This is a genomic window from Actinacidiphila glaucinigra (assembly GCF_900188405.1).
Lineage (GTDB): Bacteria > Actinomycetota > Actinomycetes > Streptomycetales > Streptomycetaceae > Actinacidiphila > Actinacidiphila glaucinigra.
In genome coordinates this window covers 1-21575 of sequence record NZ_FZOF01000023.1, presented here as the reverse complement: position 1 = coordinate 21575, position 21575 = coordinate 1, and the positions used below count along the sequence as shown (strand labels likewise).

The window sequence follows — 21575 nt, the reverse complement described above, 5'->3', positions numbered from 1 at the left end:
CATGGCGCGCGCCCGCAGTTCGGCGCCGGTCGCGGTCAGCGCGAGGAGGCCGTGCCGGGCAGGGCGCCGCCGCAGCGGGCGGGCGGGAGGGTGCCGTCGCCGCCGGCCAGGACGATCGCGGCGGCGTCCTCGCGGCCCTCGGCGTAGGCGGCGGTGCAGACGATCTGGCGTACGGCGTTGTCCTTCAGGCGCCGTACGGGGAACGGCAGCGTGATCCGTATCGTGCCCCGGGACGACGCGACGTCCACCGGCCCGGCGGAGGAGGGCAGCCCGGTGCCGAGTCCCGCCTTGCTCTCCTGGGGCTCGGGCCCGTCCAGCAGCACCGTGACGACCTGCGCGGTCGCCACCGGCGGGGCCTGCGCGTCGTCCCGGGTCGCGCGCAGGACCGGGGTGAGCCGGCCCTCGGGGGAGAGGAAGAAGAGCGTCAGCCGGTTCGGTGTCCCGGGGAAGGCCTCGACGGTGGCCGGGCCGCCCGCCTCGACGACCCCGGAGCCCGGGACCCCGCAGCCGGTCAGCAGGGCCGCGGCCGCGCAGACCAGGGCCGGGACGAACCGGCGGCCGGCGGCGGCCGGTGCGGACCGCGGTCTCACGGCGCCGCCTCCCCGTCCGGACGGGGGGTGGCCAGCGGCATCCGCACGGTGAGGACGGCGCCGCCGTGCGGGCCGTTGGCGGCGCGGACCGTGCCGCCGTGCAGACGGACGTTCTCCCGGACGATGGCCAGGCCCAGGCCGCTGCCCGCGGAGCGGGTGCGGGCGGCGTCGGCCTTGTAGAAGCGGTCGAAGATGTGCGGCAGGACGTCCGGGGCGATGCCGGGGCCGCTGTCGGCGACCTCGACGGCGAACCGGGCGCGGCCGCCGTCGGGCGGCTCGTCGCGCAGCCGGATGCGGACGGGGGCGCCGCCGTGGCGCAGCGCGTTCCCGACGAGGTTGGCCACCACGACGTCGAAGCGCCGCGGGTCGAGCCGGGCCCGGATGCCCGGGGGCAGTTCGCAGGCCACCTGCGCGGGGTCCGTCCAGCGCCGGGTCGCCAGGGTCCTGCGGATGGTCTCGGCGACGTCGACCTCGTCGGCGTTGAGCTCGGCGGCCTTCGCGTCGAAGCGGGAGATCTCGATCAGGTCCTCGACCAGGACGGCGAGCTTGCCGGTCTCGGCGCTGATGAGGCGGACGGCGGCCGCGGTGTCCGGGGCGAGCCGCTCGGCGTCCTCGTCGAGCACGTCGGTGACGGCGAGCATCCCGGCCAGCGGGGTGCGCAGTTCGTGCGAGACGTCGGAGGCGAAGCGGCGGGCCCGCACCTCGGCGCGGCGCAGTTCGGTGACGGAGCGCTCCAGTTGCAGGGCGGTGTCGTTGAAGGTGTACGCCAGGTCGGCGAGTTCGTCGCTGCCCTTGACGGGGATGCGGGTGTCGAGCTCGCCGCGGCCGATGCGCTGTGCCGCCGTGCGCAGGTCGCGGACCGGGCGGAGCACGCTGCGGGCGGCGAGCAGGGCGGGGACGAGGGCGACGAGCAGCGCGGGCAGGGCTCCGTCGCGGGCGGCGGTGAGCATCGCCCGGATGTCGTCCTCCTCCGTGGCCAGCGGCATCACGGCGTAGAGCACGAGCCCGGTGGGGCGGGCGGACAGCCCGGTCTTGAAGACGGTCGGCACGGCCATGGTCAGCCAGGGGGTGCCGTCCTTGTCGACGCGCTGGAAGACGCCCCGGGGACTGGCCAGCGCGGCGCGGCGCAGTTCGGGCGTGATGACGGTGGAGACGGGGCTGGTGCCCGAGGAGACCCGCATCGATCCGTACTCGGCGAACACCACCCAGGTGCGCGGCTTGCCCTTGCGGGCGATGTCGCGCAGCACCTCCTGGAGGGCCGCGCCGTCCATCGGGAGCGTGGTGCCGACGGTGGCGGCCTGCTCGCGGAAGGAGGAGACGGCGGTGTTCTGGACCTGTTCGAGGATGGCGTTGCGCGCCTCGCGGTACGTGAGGGCGGCGGTAGTGCCCGCGCTGACCGCGGCGACGAGCAGAAACGCCAGCACCAGCCGGCTGCGCAGCCCGATCCGGGCCCTCCAGCGGATCACAGCGGCCCGAAGCGGTAGCCGAAGCCGCGCAGCGTCTGTATGTAGCGGGGACTGCCGGGCACGTCCTCGATCTTGTTGCGCAGCCGCCGGACGCAGGCGTCGACCAGCCGGGCGTCCGCGTGGTAGCTGTGCTCCCACACGTGCTCCAGCAACTGCTGGCGGCTGAAGACCTGTTCGGGCGCGGCGGAGAGGAAGAGCAGCAGTTTCAGCTCGGAGGGCGCGAGTGCCACCCGCTGCCCGGACTTGGCGACGCCGAGCCCCGCGCGGTCGACGGCCAGGTCGCCGTGGAACTCGACGGCCGGGCGGCCCCCGGGCTCCTCGATGCGCCGCAGCACGGCCCGGATGCGGGCCTCGATCACCTCGGTGCGGGCGGGTTTGACGATGTAGTCGTCGGCCCCCGCCTCCAGCCCGACGACGACGTCGAAGTCGTCGCCGCGGGCGGTGAGCATGATGATCGGCAGCTGGCTCGTCTCGCGCACCTGGCGGCAGACCTGGACGCCGTTCATGCCGGGCAGCATCAGGTCCAGCAGCAGCAGATCGGGCTGGAACTCGCCGAGGGCGGTGAGCCCGGCCTCGCCGGTCGCGGCCGTCCGGACCTCATGACCGCGGCGGCGCAGGCCCAGTTCGACACCCTCGCGCACGGAAGGGTCGTCTTCGATCAGAAGGACGCGTGGCATGAGCGGAGTATCGCAAGTCATCGCGCACCGCGCCGCAGTTTGCCGAGCAGCGCCCGCTGGGCGGCCTCGACCTCGGTCAGCCGCAGCGGGCGGGCCGCGGCCGCGAAGACCAGTACGACGACGGCCGCCCCGGCCACCGCCGCGGCGAGCGGTCCGAGGTCCGCGGCGAGGTCCGCCGTCGTCCGGCCCAGGGCCGCGGCGGGCACCGCGGTGAGCAGCAGCCGGGCCAGCGCGCCCGCGGTCGGCGAGCGCCACGGCCCGCGACCGCCGTCCGGCGCCGCCAGCCTGCGGCCCAGCACGTGCGCGGTGACCGCCCAACCCGCGAAGAGCGCCACCGAGTACGCCCCGGCCATGCCGGTGACCGCCCAGCGCGCGGGCAGCAGCAGGTAGGCGGTGACGGACAGGCCCGCGTTGAGCCCGGAGATCACCAGGTTGAGCAGGAACGGGGTGCGGGTGTCGCCGAGCGCGTAGAAGGTGCGCGACAGCACGTACTGCCCGGAGAAGGCGACGAGACCGGGGGCGAAGGCCACCAGCGCGTTCGCCATGACCGCGACGTCGGCGGCGTCGGTCCTGCCGTGCTCGAAGACCAGCGCCATCGCCGGCCCGGCGAGCGCCAGCAGCGCGCACGCGGCGGGCACCACCAGCGCGGAGCTGCTGCGCAGCGCGTACGAGACGTCGCGGCGCACCCGCGCGGGGTCGCCGTCGGCCGCCGCCGCGCTCATCCGCGGCAGCAGGGCGGTGACCAGCGAGACCGTCACGATGCCGTGCGGTACGGCCCACAGCAGATAGGCGTTGTTGTACGCGGTGAAGCCGGCGCCGCCGTCGATGCCGAGGGCCGCGGCGCGCTGTCCGGCGGAGGTGGCGAGCCGGGTCACCACCCAGTAGGCGACCTGGTTGGTGAGCACCAGCAGCACCAGCCACCCGGCGGAGCGCAGCGGCCGGGACAGCCCGCTGCCCCGCCAGTCGAACCGCGGCCGCCAGCGGAAGCGCGCCGCCCGCAGTGACGGCACCAGCGCCAGCGCCTGCACCGCGATGCCGGCCGTGGTGCCCCAGCCGAGCAGCGCGGTCTCGCCGGAGGTCAGCCCGCCGCCGGTGCCGGCCGTGGCCAGGTAGAGGCCGAAGACGGCGATGACGACCAGGTTGTTGAGGACGGGCGTCCACATCATCGCGCCGAACCGGCCGCGGGCGTTCAGGACTTGGCCGAGCAGCGTGAACAGGCCGAGGAAGAGGATCTGCGGCAGGCAGGAGCGCGCGAAGGCCACCGTCGTCGCCGCCTGCGCCCCGGTGTAGCCGGTGTACGCGGCCACGATCGCGGGCGCGGCCAGCACGGCCGCCGTCGTGATCAGCAGCAGCGCGACGGTGCACACGGTCAGCAGCCGGTCGGTGTAGGCGGCGCCGCCGTCCTCGTGCTCCTTGGCGGCCCGCACCAGTTCGGGTACGAACACCGCGTTGAGCGCGCCGCCCAGCAGCAGCATGTAGACGATCGTGGGCACCGAGTTGCCGACCGAGTAGCCGTCGGCGGCCAGGCCGACGCCGAGCGCCGCGGCGACGGTCGCGGACCGTACGAAGCCGGTCGCGCGGGAGACCACCGAACCCGCCGCCATGAGGGCGCCGCTGCGCAGCACCGAGCCGGTGGCTGCCGCCCCGGCCGGGGCGGCCTTCCCGTCGGCCGGCCGGGCCGCCGCGGGGGCGCTCACCGGCGTGCCAGGTAGACCTGGAAGGCCCGGTAGAGCGTGTGGTTGGCGGTGCCGTCCAAGGCCGTCTCCCATTCCCCCAGGGTCTCGACGACCTGCCCGCCGGTTCCGAGCTTCCATCGCGTGAGACCGAACGCCCGGTCCTCCGGGTCGAGTGTGGAGGGTACCCCGCGCATGTCGTACTCCAGTGCGCCCTGTTGGTGGGCGTCCTGCAGCATCCGCCACTGCAGGGCGTTGGAGGGGCGGACCTCGCGGCGGTGGTCCGCCGAGGCGCCGGTCTGGTACCAGGCCCTCCGGCCCACGGTGATCATCGTGTGGGCGGCGAGCACCTCGCCCTCGTGGCGGGCGAGGTAGAGCTTCATCCGGCCCGGCTGCTCGGCGTTGAGGGCCGCGTACTGGCGCTGGTAGTACTCCAGCGAGCGGCCCAGCCGGAAGCCGTCGCGCTCCTCGGTGATCCGCAGCAGACGGAAGAACTCGGGGAGGTCGGCCGCGCCGCCCACGGTCACCTCGACGCCCGACTTCCGGGCCTTCCGTATGTTGCGGCGCCACTCCTGGTTGAGTCCCGACCACAGGTCCTCGGCGCTGCGGCCGGCCAGCGGGACCCGGAAGACGTGGCGGGGCTGGGCGTCCGCGTCCCCGCCGCCGTCCGGCCCGTCGCCGCCGCAGCGCCGCCAGCCGCGGGCCCGCAGCCGCTCGGCCACGACCGTGCCGAGCGGGTCGACCTCGCACGCCAGGACGTCGGACAGGCGCCGGCCGAGACCGGTCGCGGACTTCAGCGCGGCGGCGTCCCAGCGGCGGTGGGCGGGCGAGGGGCCGATGCGCACGGCGAAGGCACCGAGTCCGCGCAGGTGGCGCAGGAGCGGCGTCAGCCAGGCGTCGATGCCGGGGTCCGACCAGTCGGCGACCGGCCCCTCGGGCAGGTAGGCGAAGGACTTCCGCGTCCCGGGGAACTGCCGCAGCAGCACCAGCGCGACGCCGCGCAGCTCACCGCGCCCGGAGTCGTCCCCGGTGCCCCAGCCGAGCAACCGGGGCCGCCAGCCCGGCTTCACCAGCGCCCACGACGGGCACTGGAGGAAGCTCGGGCCGAGCGCCGAACCCGTCCGGGACGCCAGGAACGAGCGGTACGTCTCCGCGCTGACCGGTCCGAGCCAGGCCTGCCGGGGGCCGCAGCCCGCCGTCACGAGCAGTGCCGACACTGCGCCTCCCTGAGGTGTGGTCGGGTGGGAACATCGGAAGGCTCACAGCCCTTCGTGACCGCCCCGAGCGGCGAATGTGACCGGACCATGACCGTTTCCCACCAGCTGCCGTCATACGGCTCCCAGGCGCTCCACCAGGGCTTTTCGCGGCCTAGAGTCCCCGGGGTCCGGCCGTTTCCCGGCCGTGCTCTCCCCGTCCCTCCCGGAGGTCTCCGTTGTCCCGGAAACGTGTGGGCCCGATACGCCGGCCCCGCCTGCGCACCGCCGCCGTCGCGGCCGCCCTGCTGTCCGCCGTGCTCACCGCCTGCTCGGGCAGCGCCCCGGCGGCGACGCACGCCGCCGGCGACACGGAGCAGCACAAGGAGCGGGCGGCGACCGTCACCGTCACCCCGCACGGCGGGCGGGTAACGGCCGGCGAGCCCGTCCGCGTCACCGCGAAGGGCGGCACCCTCACGGCGGTCACCGTCGCCGGGCCGCACGACAAGGCACTGACCGGCACCCTGTCCGCGGACCGCCGCACCTGGACCTCGGACCGCAACGTCGTGCCCGGCGCCTCGTACACCGTCGAGGCCGGTACCCGCACCCCGGGCGGCACGACCGGCAGGAGCGAGTCGAGCTTCACCACCGCCGCGGCGCGCAAGGTCAACAAGGTGGACTGGCGGCCCGGCGACGGCACCACGGTCGGCGTCGCCCAGCCGATATCCCTCGTCTTCGACAACCCCGTGACCGACAAGGCCGCCGTGGAGCGGCAGCTGAAGGTGACGACCTCCGACGACACCGAGGGCTCCTGGGGCTGGCTGACCGACTACTCGGGCCGGGACCGGGTCGACTGGCGGCCCCGGGAGTACTGGCGGCCGGGCACCGAGGTCACCCTGGACGCCCGCCTGGACGGCACCGACTCCGGGCGGGGCGGCTGGTTCGTCCGCGACTACCAGGCCTCCTTCACCGTCGGCGCCCGGCAGGTGGTCAAGGTCGACCTCGACCGCAAGCAGCTCACCCTGCAGCGCGACGGCCGGACGGTGCGCACGGTCCCCGTCTCGGGCGGCACCCCCGGACCGGACACCGGTTCGTGGCGCGGCACGGCGGTGGTGCTGGCCAAGGAGGGCACGGTCCGGATGAACTCCGAGACCGTCGGCCTCGGCGACGCCTACGACGAGACGGTCCACGACTCGATCCGGCTCACCTGGTCCGGGATGTACGCGCACGCCGCCCCCTGGAACGCCGCGTTCTTCGGCCGGGCCAACCGCAGCCACGGCTGCGTCGGGATGAGCGACGCCGACGCGGGCTGGCTGTACTCCCAGGTCCGGGTCGGCGATCCCTTCGAGATCAAGGGGTCCGAGGCCAAGGGAACGGTCGCGCCGAACAACGGCTTCGGCGACTGGAACGTGGGCTGGGACCAGTGGCGGCAGAAGAGCGCGCTGCGCTGACCCCCGCCCGGGGGCGCCGCGGACGGCCGGCGGTGGTTGCCTGGAAGGGGGCGGCACCCCCGGACCGGACACCGGTTCGTGGCGCGGCACGGCGGTGGTGCTGGCCAAGGAGGGCACGGTCCGGATGAACTCCGAGACCGTCGGCCTCGGCGACGCCTACGACGAGACGGTCCACGACTCGATCCGGCTCACCTGGTCCGGGATGTACGCGCACGCCGCCCCCTGGAACGCCGCGTTCTTCGGCACCGTCGCGCCGAACGACGGCTTCGGCGACTGGAACGTGGGCTGGGACCAGTGGCGGCAGAAGAGCGCGCTGCGCTGACCCCCGCCCGGGGGCGCCGCGGACGGCCGGCGGTGGTTGCCTGGAAGGGGGCGGCACCACCGCCGCGCCGAGAGGAAGGCAGCGCCATGACCGGCTCCGGCTTCACCGCACAGTCCACCGCCGCCGAGGTCGTCGGCGGCATCGACCTCACCGGAGGCCGCGCCGTCGTCACCGGTGCGGCCTCCGGCATCGGCCTGGAGACCGCCCGCGCCCTGGCCGGCGCCGGCGCCGAGGTCACCCTCGCGGTACGGGACACCGCCGCCGGCGAGCGCGCGGCCGCGGGCATCGCGGCCGGCGGCGCCGGGCGGGTGCTGGTCGCCCCGCTCGACCTCGCGGACCAGCGCTCCGTGGCGGCTTTCGCCGCCGCCTGGCACGGCCCCCTGCACGTCCTCGTCAACAACGCCGGGGTCATGATGACCCCCGAGACGCGCACGCCCGAGGGCTGGGAGCTGCAGTTCGCGACCAACCACCTCGGGCACTTCGCGCTCGCCACCCGCCTGCACCCGGCGCTCGCCGCCGCGGGCCGCGCCCGCGTGGTCTCCCTCAGCTCGGTCGCCCACCTGCGCAGCCCGGTGCACTTCGACGACGTCCACTTCCGCGACCGCCCCTACGACGCCGGCCTCGCGTACGCCCAGTCCAAGACCGCCAACGTCCTCTTCGCGGTGGAGGCCGGCCGGCGCTGGGCCGCCGACGGCGTGACCGTCAACGCGGTGCACCCCGGGGCGGTGCTGGGCACCAACCTGTCCCGTCACCTCACCCGCGAGGCCCTGGACGCCGCCGCCGCGTCCGGCGGCCACACCTTCAAGACCCCGCAGCAGGGGGCCGCCACGGTCGTGTACGTCGCCACCGCGCCCGGGCTGGAGCGCGTGGCGGGGCGCTACTTCGAGGACTGCGCCGAGGCCCACCGCCACATCCCCGGGACCTCCGGCGGCGTGGCCGACCACGCGCTGGACCCGGACGCGGCCGCGCTGCTGTGGCGGCTGTCGCTGGACGCCCTCGCGGCGGACGTGCGCGGCTGACCGCCCGCCGGCGGTGCGGGGACGGTCAGTGCGGGAAGGTCCGCGGCGGTCGCTGGCGCGGCAGTTCGTCGCGGAACTCCTCGACGATCGAGCTGATCTGCCGGGTGAGCTGCGTCCGTTCCAGCCGGTCGAGGTAGAGGTTGCGGGCGGCCAGGCCCACCGCGTCCACGCAGAAGTACATCGCCATAAGCGGGTTGACGAACAGTTCGCTGTTCCTGGTGCGCTCCGTGAACCGCACGTCGCCGAAGTCGCCGCGCACCGCGGCCGCGACGGAGCCGTGGACGATGCTCGGGTGCTCCGGGGTCGCCTCCTGGGCGTGCGCGACCGCGTCGAGGTAGAGCCGGCCCTCGCGGCTGTCGCGCGGCAGCGAGAACGCCCCGAGGTACGCCCCGTCGCGCTCCAGGGCGGCCAGGTTCTCCAGCACCAGGGAGTGGTTCACCCCGTGGTACGCGTCCACGCCGAAACCGAGGCAGGCCACCAGCCGCTGCGGGACGCCGGTGAGCCCGCCGACCGCGGCGAGGCTCGCCATGTCCTCCTCGGGCGTGCCGAGTCCGCTCTCGTCGCCGCGCATGAGGATGTCGGTGCCGCCGTCCACCAGCACGATCGCGTCGACCCCGCCCAAGTGGCCGATCAGCGCCCGGTACGCGGCCCGCAGGGGTGCGACGCCCGTACGGCACAGCGCGTACACGGTCGAGGGCAGGCCCTGCGACTCCAGCCAGCGGGCGAGGGTCCGCTCGGGGAAGTAGTCGCCGCGGGCGGCCGTCGCGGGGCGCACGGCGGCGACGTCGTGGTCCACCCACACGTCGAGGTCCAGGCCGTAGAGGTCGGCGAAGGAGAGGTTGGCGAGGTGGACCTCCTTGCCCGCCTCGCGCAGCGCCAGCGCGATCGGCAGCCCGGCGTAGACGTCGAAGCCGCCGCCGGCCCCGGCGACGAGGATCCGCCGCGCGTCGCGCAGCCGGGTGAACAGGGCGGGTTCGAGGAGGGAGAACACCGGGGGACGGTAACAGTGCGCGGTGCGCCGGGGCAGCGGATTTCCGCGCCCGCGGCCGGTGCCCGTCCGCCCGGTCCCGGTGGGGTGTCGGTGCCCGCGCCTAGACTCGGCCGGATGGTGACGGAGACGGATATCGCACTCGCCGACGGGCGGACGCTGCACGTGTACGACACCGGGCCGGGCGGCCGGGAGGACGGCGCCGAACTGGCCGTCCTGTGGCACCACGGCACGCCCAACATCGGCACGCCCCCGGAGCCGCTGTTCGCGGCCGCCGCCGAGCGCGGCATCCGCTGGGTGGGCTACGACCGCCCCGGGTACGGCGGTTCGGCGCCCCGTCCGGGCCGGGACGTCGCCTCGGCGGCCGGTGACGCGGCGGCCGTGGCCGACGCGCTGGGCATCGGCCGCTTCGCGGTCATGGGCCACTCCGGCGGCGGCCCGCACGCGCTGGCCTGCGCCGCCCTGCTGCCGGACCGGGTCCTGGCGGTGGTCAGCGGGGCCGGCCTGGCGCCGTTCGGCGCGGAGGGGCTCGACTGGTTCGCCGGGATGGGGCCCTCCGGCGCGGCGGAGCTCGGTGCGGCGGTCCGGGGGCGCGCGGCGCTCGAAGAGGCACTGGCCTCCGGCGACTTCGACCCCGAGCTGTTCACGCCCGGGGACCATGCCGCGCTGGCCGGAACGTGGGGGTGGCTGGGCGACGTCGCTGGCAAGGGACTCGAGGGCGGGCCGGGCGGCATGGTCGACGACGACCTCGCCTATGTGGCGCCGTGGGGCTTCGACCCGGCCGGCGTCGCCGCGCCCGTCCTGGTCCTGCACGGCGGGGCGGACCGCATCGTGCCCGCCGCGCACGGCGTGTGGCTGTCCCGGCGGTGCCCGGACGCGGAGCTGTGGCTGCGGCCCGGCGAGGGGCACATCTCGGTTCTCGGCTCCGCGACGGACGCGCTGGACTGGCTCGCCGCACGGGCCGCCCGGCGGGGCTGAGCGCGCCCCGGCGTCGTCCACAGGCTGTGGACGACGCCGGGGAGATACGGGCGGGGTGGTTCGGGCGGGGCGGTCAGGGGGCCGGCCGGGACCCGTACGCGGTCAGGAAGCGGTCGCGGAAGGTGTCCATCCGCCAGACCGGGGCGTCGTGGGCGGGCTGCAGCCCGTCGGACCAGCCCCAGCCGTCCGTCCGGTCCAGTACGGCCTGGTCGTGGGCGACGATCGCGACCGGCACGTCGCTCGTCGCGTCGCTGCCGGTGACGACGGGGGAGGGCTGGTGGTCGCCGAGGAAGACGAGCACGGTGTCCTTGGTGCCGTACTTCGCCACGTACTGGACGAGGCTGTTCACCGAGTACCGGATGGAGTTGCCGTACTCGGTGCGGATGCTCGAACGGTCCTTCCACACCTCGTCCGGGTTCTTGCCCCGCTTGCTGATCCCGTCGTAGACCGAGCCGTCGCCGACCCGGTCCCAGTCGATCATCTCGGGGACGGGAGCCCAGGGGCGGTGGCTCGACACCAGGATGATCTCCGTCATCAGCGGCTTGTCGTGCGGCCTGCCGTGCTCCAGCCGCTGGAAGGCCGAGAGGCTGTACTGGTCGGGCACGGGTGCCCAGCTGAACTTCGGCCCCCGGTAGCCGAGGTCGCGGGAGTCGTAGACGTGGTCCAGGCCGTAGAACTCGCCCTCCGGCCACGAGGCGGTGACCCCGGGCATGATGCCCACCGTGCGCCAGGCGCCGGTGCGTCGGAACGCGTCCGTCAGCGTCAGCCGGTCGCTGGTGACGACCGAGCGGTAGCGCTGCTGGTTGGGCACCCACAGTCCGGACAGGAAGGTGGAGTGCGCGAGCCAGCTCCCGCCGCCGTACGTGGGTGAGGTGAGCCAGCCGCTCCGGGAGGAGAATCCGGCGGCACGCAGCGTGCGGGTGCCGTCCGCCAGGGCCGCGTCGACGCCGGGCGCGATCCTGGGGTCCTCGACGGCGCTGCGGCCGTAGCTCTCGACGAAGGCGAAGATCACGTCCTTGCCGCGCAGCGCGGTCAGCATCCGGTCGCCGGGGGTGCCGGCGAAGGCGTCGTGCGCCGCCGCCTCGGCGAAGTGCTCGCGGTCCCGCAGCGAGGCCCGGACGTCGCCCGCGCGCTCTTGGACGAAGGCCGACGACTCCCGGGACGCGACCGGCGCATCGGCCGTCTCCAGCCCCAGCGCCGCGCAGAGCACCCACACCGTGCCGAGCGCGAGCGTGGCCCGGGTCGCCCCCCGGCCGTGCCGGTCCACCAGCCGGCTCAGCCGGACCGTGGACAGCACCGTCAGGGCCGGTACGAGAAGGACGAGAAGCACCACCCCGGTCGTCGCGGCGACGGCGTACGCCCGGCCGGAGGTGGCGGTGAGGTACCCCTCCCCGTCGGCGAGCAGGCTCCAGTCGAAGACCGGGTCGAAGCGCCGGGCGAACACCTCGTAGAAGCCCATGTCGAGGCACTTCAGCAGGACCAGCACGCCCAGGCCCAGGCCGATGAGCACGGCCGCCGGCCGCCGGGCCCGCCGCGGCAGGGCGATCAGCAGCGCGGTCCCGAGCAGCCCCTCCACGGGCAGCCGGACGAAGTGGTCCGGCCCCATGGCGGAGAGCCGGTCCGGCACGACGAGCGCGGCCAGGACGACCACCGCGGCCAGTGCCGTCGTCACCCGGCGCAGTGCCCGGGCGGCCGCGGGACGCCGGTCCCGCCATCCGGTGTGCGCGGCAGCGCCGTCGCCGGGGGCGCCGCCCCCGTCCGCGGAGGACCCGTCCGCCGGCGGTCCGTCGTCCGTCGTGCCCGGCCGGTCAGAGCGTATGAAGAGCGACACCCCGGAGGTCCTTCCCTGTGGAATGCGTGACGGCACGGCGGGCCAGGCGCGGGTGTCGGGACCGCCGTCCCTAGTACGGCCCGGCGGCGGAACCGGTTCAGCCGCCACGGAAATCCCGGGTGCATCCCGGCTTTCGCACAGGAGTTGACCGCGCCAGGACAACCATGTGCCGTATTCGGATGTCTGAACGGTTGCCCCGGGCCGGCCGCGGGGCGGACCCAGGACCACACAGGCGACGACCGGGCGCACCGCGGGGGCGGCGCCCCGGGCGTGGACGGAGGACCCGTACGACCGTGGACAGGCACGACGGCAGCGACATCGACCCCGCGGACCAGTGGGTCCTCGACCCGGAGACCGGTTCCTACCGGCTGCGGCTGGACACCGACACCCCTCCGGCCCCGACGGTGCCCCGCCAGGGCGGGCGGCGTGCGCGCCGCGAGGAGCAGCGGCCCGTCCCGGAGCCGGGCGGCCGCCGCCGCGCCGGGGCCCCCGCGTCCCGCAAGGCGAAGCGGTCCACGAAGCGGAAGGTCCTGATGTGGACCGCGGGCACGCTCGGGTTCGTGCTGCTCGCGGGCAGCACCGGCGCCTACTTCCTCTACCGGCATCTCGACGGCAACATCGCCACCGTCGACGTCGGCACGGCGGGCAGCAAGCAGGCGACCAGCAAGGACGCGGTGAACATCCTGGTCATCGGCACCGACAGCCGCCAGGGCCTCGGCGGCAAGTACGGGGACGCCGGCAGCGTCGGCCACGCCGACACCACGATCCTCTTCCACGTGGCGAAGGACCGGTCGAACGCGACCGCGATGAGCATCCCGCGCGACATGGTCACCGGCATCCCGGACTGCCCGACCAAGCAGAAGGACGGCTCCACCAAGACGATCCCCGCGACGCCGCAGGGGTCGTTCGGCCCGCGCTTCAACGAGAGCCTCGGCCAGGAGGGCCGCGACCCGGGCTGCACCATGCGGACCGTCACGAAGATCACGGGCATCCCCGTCGACCACTTCGTCCTGGTCAACTTCGAGGCCGTGAAGACCCTGTCCACGGCGGTCGGCGGGGTGCCGATCTGCCTCACCCACCCCATCAAGGACACGACCCCCGAGGGCGAGGGCTCCCATCTGGACCTCCCCGCCGGACCGAGCAAGGTCCAGGGCGAGCAGGCCCTGGCCTTCGTCCGGACCCGCCACTCGCTGAAGAACGGCAGTGACCTGGACCGGATCGACCTGCAGAAGCAGTTCCTCGGCTCGATGATCCGCCAGATGAAGTCCGGTGACACCCTCACCGACCCCACCAAGCTCTTCAAGCTGGCGAACGCGGCCACCAAGTCGCTCACCGTGGACACCGGCATAGGCGGCGTCGCCAAGCTCACCGACCTCGCCAAGGACCTGAGCCGGGTCGACCCCGAGCACATCACCTTCACGACGCTCCCGGTCAAGGACAACCCGGCCGAGGGGACGAAGCACGCGACGGTCGTCGTCGACGAGACGAAGGCGCCCGCGCTCTTCAAGGCGATCAAGAGCGACGTCTCGCTGACCAAGGCGAAGAAGAAGAAGCCGGCGACCGCCGACTCCAAGCTCCGCGGTGCCAAGGCGGATCCGTCGCAGGTCCGGGTCCTCATCCACAACGGCGGCGGCCCCCAAGGCGCGGCGCAGGACACCCTGGAGTGGCTGCAGAACACCAAGGGCGTCACCCACTCCACCAACGGCGGCAACGCCCCCGGCGGGAAGCAGGACCGCACGACCCTGGAGTACGCGCCCGACCAGGCCGACCAGGCCCGGGCCCTGGCCGCGATGATGGGACTCCCCGCCGCCGCCCTCCGCCCCGGCACGGCGGACGCCGAAGCCGGCGCGAACATGACCCTCACCCTCGGCGGCGACTACCAGGGCCCGGGGACCCCGCTCGCCGACCCGGACCGGCTCCCGGACGACATCCCGCAGTCGCGCGCCGACAAGGAGGAATGCGTCGGCTGAGCCCCGGCAGGCCGCTTCGCCGCGCCGCGCCTACGGTGGAAGGGAGGAAGGGGCGCCCCGCGCGCCCGGGATCGCGACCGCAAGGGAGCGCGGCATGTCCCGCAGCGACAACATCTCCGTCCTCGAGGGCTTCGGAACAGCGGTGAACAGCGGCCATCTCGACGAACTCGGCACATTCGTCGCGGCCGGATCGGTGGACCACGACCCCGCCCCGGGCCAGGGGCCCGGGCCGGAGGGCTACGAGGAGATGTTCGGCGAGATGCGGCGGGCCTTCCCCGATCTGCACGTCGAGGTCGAGCACGTCATGGCCACCGACGACGAGATCGCCTTCGCGTACACCATCACCGGCACGCACCTCGGCGAACTGATGGGCCACGCCCCGACGGGGCGCACCGTCAGCTACCGGGGTATGCAGATCAGCCGGTTCGCGGACGGGAAGATGGTCGAGCGCTGGGGGAGCAGCGACCAGCTCGGCATGCTGCGCCAGCTCGGCCTCACCCCCTGACGGACGCGGCCGGGTCCCCCGCCGCCGGCGGCAGGCGCAGTTCGAACAGCGCCCCGCCCGCCGGGGCCGCGCCGACGGTGAGCGTGCCGTCGTGGCGGTGCGCGACGTCGCGGGCGATGGCCAGGCCGAGCCCGGCGCCGCCTTCGTCGCGGCTGCGGGCGTCGTCGAGGCGGACGAAGCGCTCGAAGATCCGCGCGCGTTCGGCGGCCGGCACGCCGGCGCCGTCGTCGCCGACCGCGAGGACGACCAGGCCGTCCCGCAGGCCCACGGTCACGGTCACCGCGGCCCGCGCGTGACGCTGGGCGTTGTCGACCAGGTTGCCGACCACCCGGGCCAACTGGCCGCGTGAACCCGCCACTTCCCGTAGCGGCTCGACGTCGACGGTCACCGGGACCCGGTCGGCGGGCCGTCTGCGGACCTCCTCGCGGACCAGTTCGCCCAGGTCCACCCTTCGCCGCGCGGGCCGTTCCCCCGCGTCGAGCCGGGCGAGCAGCAGCAGGTCGCCCGCGAGGTGCTGCAGCCGCTCGGTGTCCTTGACGGCGCCGGGGACGTCGAGCAGGTGCGGATGGGCCGAGCCGACCTCCAGCTGCGTGCGCAACGAGGCGATCGGGCTGCGCAGTTCGTGCGAGGCGTCGGCGACGAAGCGGCGCTGCCGCTCGACCGCGGCCTCCAGGGCGGTCAGGGTCTCGTTGGTGGTGCGCGCCAGCAGGGCGACCTCGTCGCGGGCGGCCGGCTCGGGCACGCGCCGGGAGAGGTCCTCGGAGGCCGTGATGGCGGCCATCTCGCGCCGGATGCCCTCCACCGGGGCCAGCGCGCGCCGGGTGACCCGCCAGGTCGCGCCGCCGACCACCAGCAGCAGTACGGGCAGTCCCGCGAGCATGGCCGCCGCCGTGGTGTTCACCGCGCTCTCGCGGGCCGTCAGCGAGGCGCCCGCGTGGATGAGGACGGTCTGCCCGGCGAGGTCGGTGGCCTTGACCGTCGCGAAGCGGTAGTCGGCGGTCCGGCCGTCCAGCGTGGCCCGCCCCGTGCCGTGCGCGACCGTCCTGCCGATGGCGCCGACGACCGGGTCGTCCCCGGCTGCGGGGGAGGCCGTGCCGCTGCCGCCGTGCCGGTCGTCGTCCTCGCCGCCGCGCGACTCGTCGTCGCGGCCGCCCCGGCCCCGGCCGCGCCCGTGGCCGCCGTCGTCCCCGCCGCCGTGGTCGTCGCCCGGCACGGCGGACGGGGTGGGGGTGGGGGTGGGCGTGGGAGTGGGCGTGGGAGTGGGCGTGGCGACGGGCACGCGGACGGCCCTGACGGCGGCGACCCCGGTGCCGCTGATCCGCTCCAGGCCCCGGCTCACCGCGAGCAGCCGCCCGTCCTCGGTGGTCACCTGCACCGGTGCGTCCTCGGGCAGTTCGAGCCGCGCGTAACGGTTCGGGTCCGCCCCGCGGCTGGCGACGTCGAGGGCGATCCTGCGGGCCGTGTCGTCGGCCTGGCTCTGCGCCTGGCCCGTGAGGTTGGCGCGCAGCGACAGCAGGACGGCCACCCCGGCGGCCACCAGCGCGACCGCGACCACGACCGTGGCGCCCAGCGACATCTTGGCCCGGACGGTGCCGAGGGGGCGGGGGCGTCTCATGAGGAGGCCAGCCGGTACCCGGCGCCGCGCACCGTCTGGATGAGGTCCGCGCCGAGCTTGCGGCGCAGCGTGCTGATGTAGACCTCGACGATGTTGGGGTCGCCGTCGTACGCGAAGTCCCAGACGTGCTCCAGGATGCGGGACTTGCCGACCACCTGCCCGGCCCGCACCGCCAGTTGCTCCAGCACGGCGAACTCCTTCGCGGTCAGAGTCACTTCGGTGTCGTTGCGGAAGACCCTGCGGGCGGCGGTGTCCAGCACGAGGGAGCCCAGCCGCAGCACGGGCGACGCCCCCGCCGAACCGCGGCGCCGCAGCAGCGCCTTGACGCGGGCGACGAGCACGACGTACGAGAACGGCTTGGTCAGGTAGTCGTCGGCGCCGGTGTCGAGCCCCTCCGCCTCGTCGTACTCGCCGTCCTTGGCCGTGAGCATCAGGATGGGGACCTCGTTGCCCGCCTCGCGCAGTGCGGCGCAGACGCGGTAGCCGTTCATGCCGGGCAGCATGATGTCCAGCACGACGAGGTCGTGGACGCCCTCCCCCGCCCGGTGCAGCCCCTCGAGCCCGTCGTGGACGACGTCCACGGCGAAGCCCTCGGCCGTCAGCCCTCTGGCCAGCGAGACCGCGAGCCGTCTCTCGTCCTCCACTATGAGCACCCGCATGGGCCCAGCCTCCCAAATCAACCTGAAGAGATCTTCAGCCGGTTTCAGGTTGCCTTCAGCCTGTACCGCCGACATTGAGGTCCCGGAACAGACCTGACACAGACCGGGCACGCCCCGGTCGGAAGGGCTCCTCATGAAGCGCAACACCACCGTCGCGGCCATCGCGGCCGCGGTCCTCGTCGCCGGGGGTTACACGGCGTTCGCCACGGGCGGCCACGACGGCGGCCGCGACGACGCGCGCGGCGCGGTCTCCTCGACCGCCGGACCCGGTGCGACCCCGGGGCACGACGCCGGCTCCCGGGGGATCACGGCGAGCCGGGCGGCCGCCGCCGCGGTCGCCCACACGCCGGGCACCGTCACGAAGATCGAGCCGGACGACCGGCACCGCGGCTACTGGGAGGTGTACGTCACCGGTGCGGACGGGGTCGTGCACGAACTGCACGTGGACGCCGTGACGGGCCGGGTCACGGAGGACGACCGCCCCCGCGGCCGCACACGCACCGGGGACGCCTCCCCCACGGCGTCCCCCACGTCCTCCCCCACCGCCTCGCCCGCGCCCTCGGCCACGCGGCGCGGGTACGACGACCACGGGTACGACGACCACGGCGGCGACCGCGTGCGCGGGGACGACCGTTCCGGGGACGACCACGGCGGCGACCGCGCCGGCAGCGACGACCCCCCGGGTGACGACCACGGCGGCGACCGCGTCCGGGGCGACGACCGCTCAGGGGACGACCACGGCGGTCACGGCCGGGGCCGCGGCCGCGGTGGCGACGACCACTGACATCCCCCCGTGTGGCCGGGCCCCCCGCGCCCGGCCACCGGCGCCGCCCCGGACCGTCGGCGAACGGTCAGAGCCGCCCGACGTCCATCACGGCCTGCGCGAACGCCGCCGGGGCCTCCTGCGGCACGTTGTGCCCGATGCCCTGCAGCGTGCGGTGCGCGTACTTCCCGGTGAACTTGGCCCGGTAGGCCGAGCCGTCGCCCGGCGGGGTGAACGGATCGACCGCCCCGTCGAGGGTGATCGTGGGCACGGTGATGACGGGACCGCGGGCGAGCCGCGCCTCGATGTCGGCGTGGCGCGGGTCGCCCTCCGTCAGGCCCAGCCGCCAGCGGTAGTTGCCGATGACGATGGGGACGTAGTCCGGGTTGTCGAAGGCGGTCGCGGTCCGCTCGAACGTGGCGTCGTCGAAGCCCCAGGTCGGGGAGTTGAACTTCCACACGAGCCGGGCCAGATCGTCCCGGTAGCGCTCCAGCCCCTTACGGCCCCGCTCCGTGGCGAAGTAGTACTGGTACCACCAGGCCCATTCCGTCTTCGGCGGCAGCGGCTGCTTGTTCGCCTCGCGGTTGGTGATCAGGTAGCCGGTCACCGAGACCAGCCCCTTGACCCGCTCCGGCCACAGCGCCGCGATGATGTCCGCGGTCCGCGACCCCCAGTCGAAGCCGGCGAGGACCGCCTTCTTGATCCCCAGGGCGTCCATGAGCGCGACGATGTCCAGGGCGAACGCCGCCTGCTGGGGGTCGCGCGGGGTCGCGCGGGACAGGAAGCGCGTCGTCCCGTGGCCCCGCAGGTAGGGGACGACCACCCGGTAGCCCTTCGCCGCCAGCAGCGGTGCGACGGCGACATAACTGTGGATGTCGTACGGCCAGCCGTGGAGCAGGATCACCGCGGGGCCGTCGGCCGGTCCGGCCTCCGCGTAGCCGACGTCCAGGACCCCGGCCTCCACCTGCTTCAGGGGGCCGAACGCCGCGGCGTCGCCGGGCCGTTCCTTGCCGGGGGCCATGGGCGGCGCCGGCTTGTTCTCGTCCGGTCCGGTCGTCGCGCACCCCGTCGCGAGTCCGGCCATCGTAGCCGCGACCGCTCCCGTGCCGACGATCGTGCCGAAGGTCCGCCTGTCGATCATCCGAGGCCTTCCGTGGGATGCGGGCGCGGGCACTGAGGTAGGCCATGCCCCGTGCGGCGCCGCCCGCGTCGCCGGACCGGCGAATGTCATCCCCATGGCACAGGCCCCGGCGGGCACGGTGAGGGCCGGACGGGTGAAGTCCGGGGCGCGGCGCAACCGGCGGGCACGGCGCGGCAGTCCTGCACGGCGAGTCCGGTCGACACCGTCCGAGATCCGAGAGGAAACACCATGAACCTTCTCGATACTCCGCAGCAGTCACCGGGTGGTGTCCCGCTGGGGGCCCATCTGGACGCCGTCGACGCGCGCTGGATCGAACTCCACGCCGCGCTCATCGCGGCCGGGGTGCCCCCGCTCCCGGGGGACAGCGACGCCGTGCACACCATCGCCCGGCAGCTCGACGACGCCACGGTCGGCGCCGTCGTCGCGTGGATCGACAGCGCCGCCTCCCGCTGACCGCCGCCCCGTGCGCCGCGCTTTGTGACGGTCGTGTGACGGGAATTGTGGCCTCCGCCACGGCCGGGAACGGGAGGGCCCTGATGGGGTCGCCGGATGCGCTCCCCCGCCCTCCTCCTCCCGGCCGTGCTCGCCGGTCCCCTGCTCCTGGCGACGGCCTGCGTCGTACCGCACGGGGACGGCCGCCCCTCGTGCGCCTCCTCGGCCGTCCCGGTCCCCTCGGCGTCGGCGGGCGCCGAGGGGACCGGCGACGTCGAGATCACCGCGGTGGGCGTCCCGCCCGCCCACTGCACCGGCCCCGCCCCGTTCCACGTCGCGTTCCGTGTCACCAATCACTCCGGCGAACCCCTCACGTACACCGTCACCTTCGGGCTGACGACCGGCGCCGGAGAGGCGCTGGCCAACGTGCCGCACACCGTGCCCGCGGTCCCGCCCGGCCGGACCGTGCGGGGCGAGGCCGACCTCGGCGCACCGCTCGCGCCGCGGTCCGGCGGCGAACGGGTGCGTGTCGTCAAGGTCAGGAGCGTCCCGGCGGACGAGGCGCCGGCCCCGGGAGGCGCCTGCCCCTCCTCCGGTCTGCGCCTCACCGCCGACGAAGGCGACGCCGCCATGGGGCTGCGCGTGGTGGGACTCCGCCTGGAGAACTGCTCGTCCGGTGTGCGGCGCGTCGAGGGCCATCCGCTGGTCCGGCTCCTCGACGAGGAGCGGAAGCCCGTCACGGACGTCGAGGTCTTCCGCGGCAGCGGCGGCGTCGCCCTCGTGACCGGCTTCGACGACCCGCCCCGCCCGGTCACCCTGGCGCCGGGCGAGAGCGCGACCGCCGGCCTGATGTGGCGCAACACCGTCACCGACGGCACACCCGTCAACGCGCCCTACGCGAGGGTGCGGGCGACACCCGGCTCGCCTCCGGTGACGCTGACCCCGGAGTTCGACCTCGGCACCACGGGGAAGCTCGGCGTCAGCGCCTGGAAGGCCGCGCCGGCCCCGTGAACCGCTGACCTCCCCCCGTCCCCACGAAGGCCCCGGGCCCGCCCGCCCGGGGCCTTCGTGCTGCCCGGGACCAGGCGCTTCCCCCGCATCACGAATGTCACGGTTGTGTCCCGAGGGGCGCCGGGGCGGCCGCTGTGTTTGACACGGCTCGCATCGCCCTCTCATCATCATTCCACTAATCGAGTAGCTAAAGGGTGTTGAACCTCGTGGAGTTTCGCATCGACAGGCGCAGCGGGATCGCGGCGTACCAGCAGATCGTGCAGCAGACCAAGCAGGCCCTCCGGCTGGGCGTCCTGATGCCGGGGGACCGGCTGCCCACCGCCAAGGAGGTCGCCGAGAGCAGCGCCGTCAATCCGAACACCACGCTCAAGGCGTACCGCGAACTGGAACGCGAGGGGCTGGTCGAGCCGAGGCCCGGTCTCGGCACCTTCATCCGCCGCTCACTGGCCCGCCCCCAGGCGGGCGCCGACTCCCCGCTGCGGGTGGAGCTGGAGGCGTGGATGACCCGGGCCCAGGAGGCGGGCCTGGAACGGGAGGACGTGGCGGCGCTGGTCGCGGCGGTCCTGGAGGAGCGGTACGCCGGCATCCCGGCGGCCGGCGGAACACCGGAAGGTCGGGAAAAGAGGATGACCAGTGCGTGAGACCACGGATGCCATGGACTTGGGTGGCCCCTTGGAGGAGTCGGCGATCGAGGCTCATGGGGTCGGGCGGAAGTACCGTCGGGGCTGGGCGCTGCGGGACTGTTCGTTCCGGTTGCCTGCGGGGCGGATCTGCGGGCTGGTGGGCCCCAACGGTGCGGGCAAGACGACGCTGATGTCGATCGCGGCGAATCTGCTGGAGCCGACGGAGGGCACCTTGACGGTGTTCGGTGCGGTGCCGCAGTCGGCGGAGGCGGGGCGTCGCACGGCGTTCCTCGCCCAGGAGAAGCCGCTGTTCAGGCGTTTCACGGTGGCCGAGACGCTGCGTCTTGGCCGGGAGCTGAACCCGGGCTGGGACCAGCGGGCCGCCGAGCAGATCGTCCGCGCGGGCAACGTGCCCCTGCACGCGAGGGTCGGCACCCTGTCCGGCGGCCAGCGCACCCGGGTCGCCTTCGCCCTGGCCTTCGGCAAGCGACCGGACCTGCTGCTGCTCGACGAGCCGATGTCCGACCTGGACCCGCTGGTGCGCCACGAGATGATGAGCACCCTGATGGCCGAGGCCGCCGAGCACGGCACCACGGTGCTGATGTCCTCGCACATGCTCAGCGAGCTGGAGAGCGTCTGCGACTTCCTGCTGGTCATCTCCACCGGCG

The 21575-nt window shown here is 74.6% G+C and carries 20 protein-coding genes and 1 pseudogene; 11 read left to right on the top strand and 10 right to left on the bottom strand.

Translation table 11 applies throughout. The annotated features are described in order from the left end of the window. Positions 1–35: 35 nt before the first annotated feature. From CHF15_RS32275 to CHF15_RS32255, 5 genes are read right to left on the bottom strand one after another with little or no spacing between them, the layout of a single operon-like run. A complete protein-coding gene (locus CHF15_RS32275; RefSeq protein ID WP_089227459.1) occupies positions 36–590 on the bottom strand; it encodes a GerMN domain-containing protein in 555 nt (184 codons plus the stop codon). Further along, the gene (locus CHF15_RS32270) at positions 587–2056 is read right to left on the bottom strand and encodes a sensor histidine kinase (protein ID WP_089227458.1); all 1470 of its coding nucleotides are present in this window, start codon (positions 2054–2056) and stop codon (positions 587–589) included. The genes CHF15_RS32275 and CHF15_RS32270 overlap by 4 nt, the downstream gene beginning before the upstream one ends. Then, a complete protein-coding gene (locus CHF15_RS32265; protein WP_089227457.1) occupies positions 2053–2733 on the bottom strand; it encodes a response regulator transcription factor in 681 nt (226 codons plus the stop codon). The genes CHF15_RS32270 and CHF15_RS32265 overlap by 4 nt, the downstream gene beginning before the upstream one ends. Positions 2734–2750: 17 nt before the next feature. Continuing rightward, positions 2751–4430, bottom strand: a complete 1680-nt coding sequence (gene murJ, locus CHF15_RS32260) for a murein biosynthesis integral membrane protein MurJ (RefSeq protein ID WP_089227456.1) — start codon at positions 4428–4430, stop codon at positions 2751–2753. Next, positions 4427–5623 carry a lipid II:glycine glycyltransferase FemX gene (locus tag CHF15_RS32255; protein WP_089227455.1) on the bottom strand — a complete coding sequence of 399 codons (1197 nt, stop codon included), beginning with the start codon at positions 5621–5623 and terminating at the stop codon, positions 4427–4429. The genes murJ and CHF15_RS32255 overlap by 4 nt, the downstream gene beginning before the upstream one ends. A 215-nt stretch (positions 5624–5838) precedes the next feature. On the opposite strand from CHF15_RS32255, the gene CHF15_RS32250 reads away from it, so the two are divergent. The 3 genes and pseudogenes from CHF15_RS32250 (at position 5839) to CHF15_RS32240 (ending at position 8391) form a co-directional block, all read left to right on the top strand. Further along, complete coding sequence (locus CHF15_RS32250; RefSeq protein WP_245939149.1) at positions 5839–7050, top strand: L,D-transpeptidase; 1212 nt, start codon at positions 5839–5841, stop codon at positions 7048–7050. Positions 7051–7099: 49 nt separating this feature from the next. Then, positions 7100–7372, top strand: a pseudogene (locus CHF15_RS32245) (hypothetical protein); the annotation flags it as partial. 86 nt (positions 7373–7458) lie between these two features. Continuing rightward, entirely contained in the window at positions 7459–8391 is a 933-nt protein-coding gene (locus CHF15_RS32240; RefSeq protein WP_089227453.1) for an SDR family NAD(P)-dependent oxidoreductase, read from the top strand. A gap of 25 nt (positions 8392–8416) precedes the next feature. On the opposite strand, the gene CHF15_RS32235 is transcribed toward CHF15_RS32240, so the two are convergent. Beyond that, positions 8417–9382: a DUF1152 domain-containing protein gene (locus CHF15_RS32235; RefSeq protein WP_089227452.1), complete on the bottom strand. Its 966-nt coding sequence runs from the start codon at positions 9380–9382 to the stop codon at positions 8417–8419. Between the two features lie 114 nt (positions 9383–9496). On the opposite strand from CHF15_RS32235, the gene CHF15_RS32230 reads away from it, so the two are divergent. After that, positions 9497–10357 (top strand): alpha/beta fold hydrolase, encoded by an 861-nt coding sequence (locus CHF15_RS32230; RefSeq protein WP_089227451.1) that lies wholly within the window; start codon positions 9497–9499, stop codon positions 10355–10357. Between the two features lie 73 nt (positions 10358–10430). On the opposite strand, the gene CHF15_RS32225 is transcribed toward CHF15_RS32230, so the two are convergent. Continuing rightward, complete coding sequence (locus CHF15_RS32225; protein WP_245939148.1) at positions 10431–12188, bottom strand: alkaline phosphatase family protein; 1758 nt, start codon at positions 12186–12188, stop codon at positions 10431–10433. A gap of 293 nt (positions 12189–12481) precedes the next feature. Here CHF15_RS32225 and CHF15_RS32220 point away from each other — a divergent pair, with 293 nt between their 5' ends. Further along, complete coding sequence (locus CHF15_RS32220; protein ID WP_089227450.1) at positions 12482–14158, top strand: LCP family protein; 1677 nt, start codon at positions 12482–12484, stop codon at positions 14156–14158. Between the two features lie 94 nt (positions 14159–14252). Continuing rightward, a complete protein-coding gene (locus CHF15_RS32215; RefSeq protein ID WP_089227449.1) occupies positions 14253–14663 on the top strand; it encodes an ester cyclase in 411 nt (136 codons plus the stop codon). On the opposite strand, the gene CHF15_RS32210 is transcribed toward CHF15_RS32215, so the two are convergent. Together CHF15_RS32210 and CHF15_RS32205 are read right to left on the bottom strand one after the other, a co-directional pair. Continuing rightward, entirely contained in the window at positions 14653–16278 is a 1626-nt protein-coding gene (locus tag CHF15_RS32210; protein WP_089227448.1) for a sensor histidine kinase, read from the bottom strand. The genes CHF15_RS32215 and CHF15_RS32210 overlap by 11 nt on opposite strands. Beyond that, a complete protein-coding gene (locus CHF15_RS32205; protein ID WP_089227447.1) occupies positions 16275–16937 on the bottom strand; it encodes a response regulator transcription factor in 663 nt (220 codons plus the stop codon). Before CHF15_RS32205 ends, CHF15_RS32210 begins: the two co-directional genes overlap by 4 nt. Positions 16938–17070: 133 nt before the next feature. Between CHF15_RS32205 and CHF15_RS32200 the strand changes: the two genes are divergently transcribed. Next, on the top strand, positions 17071–17721 hold the full coding sequence (locus tag CHF15_RS32200; protein ID WP_089227446.1) for a PepSY domain-containing protein: 651 nt from the start codon (positions 17071–17073) through the stop codon (positions 17719–17721). A gap of 67 nt (positions 17722–17788) precedes the next feature. Here the strand turns inward: CHF15_RS32200 and CHF15_RS32195 are convergent, their stop codons facing one another. Further along, a complete protein-coding gene (locus tag CHF15_RS32195) occupies positions 17789–18841 on the bottom strand; it encodes an alpha/beta fold hydrolase (RefSeq protein WP_089227445.1) in 1053 nt (350 codons plus the stop codon). Positions 18842–19069: 228 nt separating this feature from the next. Here CHF15_RS32195 and CHF15_RS32190 point away from each other — a divergent pair, with 228 nt between their 5' ends. From CHF15_RS32190 to CHF15_RS32175, 4 genes are all read left to right on the top strand, one after another. Next, entirely contained in the window at positions 19070–19294 is a 225-nt protein-coding gene (locus CHF15_RS32190; RefSeq protein ID WP_089227444.1) for a hypothetical protein, read from the top strand. Positions 19295–19390: 96 nt separating this feature from the next. Beyond that, positions 19391–20284: a DUF4232 domain-containing protein gene (locus tag CHF15_RS32185; protein ID WP_089227443.1), complete on the top strand. Its 894-nt coding sequence runs from the start codon at positions 19391–19393 to the stop codon at positions 20282–20284. Positions 20285–20481: 197 nt separating this feature from the next. Further along, positions 20482–20925 carry a GntR family transcriptional regulator gene (locus tag CHF15_RS32180; RefSeq protein WP_179280066.1) on the top strand — a complete coding sequence of 148 codons (444 nt, stop codon included), beginning with the start codon at positions 20482–20484 and terminating at the stop codon, positions 20923–20925. Positions 20926–20938: 13 nt separating this feature from the next. Then, positions 20939–21575 (top strand): ABC transporter ATP-binding protein (locus CHF15_RS32175; protein WP_107418592.1); only part of this gene is annotated, 637 nt, incomplete at its 3' end.

Coding starts and splice junctions, on each gene's coding strand:
- CHF15_RS32190 (WP_089227444.1), top strand. CDS start 19,070: ATGAACCTTCTCGATACTCCGCAGCAGTCACCGGGTGGTGTCCCGCTG.
- CHF15_RS32210 (WP_089227448.1), bottom strand. CDS start 16,278: ATGAGACGCCCCCGCCCCCTCGGCACCGTCCGGGCCAAGATGTCGCTG.
- CHF15_RS32265 (WP_089227457.1), bottom strand. CDS start 2,733: ATGCCACGCGTCCTTCTGATCGAAGACGACCCTTCCGTGCGCGAGGGT.
- CHF15_RS32200 (WP_089227446.1), top strand. CDS start 17,071: ATGAAGCGCAACACCACCGTCGCGGCCATCGCGGCCGCGGTCCTCGTC.
- CHF15_RS32205 (WP_089227447.1), bottom strand. CDS start 16,937: ATGCGGGTGCTCATAGTGGAGGACGAGAGACGGCTCGCGGTCTCGCTG.
- CHF15_RS32195 (WP_089227445.1), bottom strand. CDS start 18,841: ATGATCGACAGGCGGACCTTCGGCACGATCGTCGGCACGGGAGCGGTC.
- CHF15_RS32240 (WP_089227453.1), top strand. CDS start 7,459: ATGACCGGCTCCGGCTTCACCGCACAGTCCACCGCCGCCGAGGTCGTC.
- CHF15_RS32230 (WP_089227451.1), top strand. CDS start 9,497: ATGGTGACGGAGACGGATATCGCACTCGCCGACGGGCGGACGCTGCAC.
- CHF15_RS32185 (WP_089227443.1), top strand. CDS start 19,391: ATGCGCTCCCCCGCCCTCCTCCTCCCGGCCGTGCTCGCCGGTCCCCTG.
- CHF15_RS32215 (WP_089227449.1), top strand. CDS start 14,253: ATGTCCCGCAGCGACAACATCTCCGTCCTCGAGGGCTTCGGAACAGCG.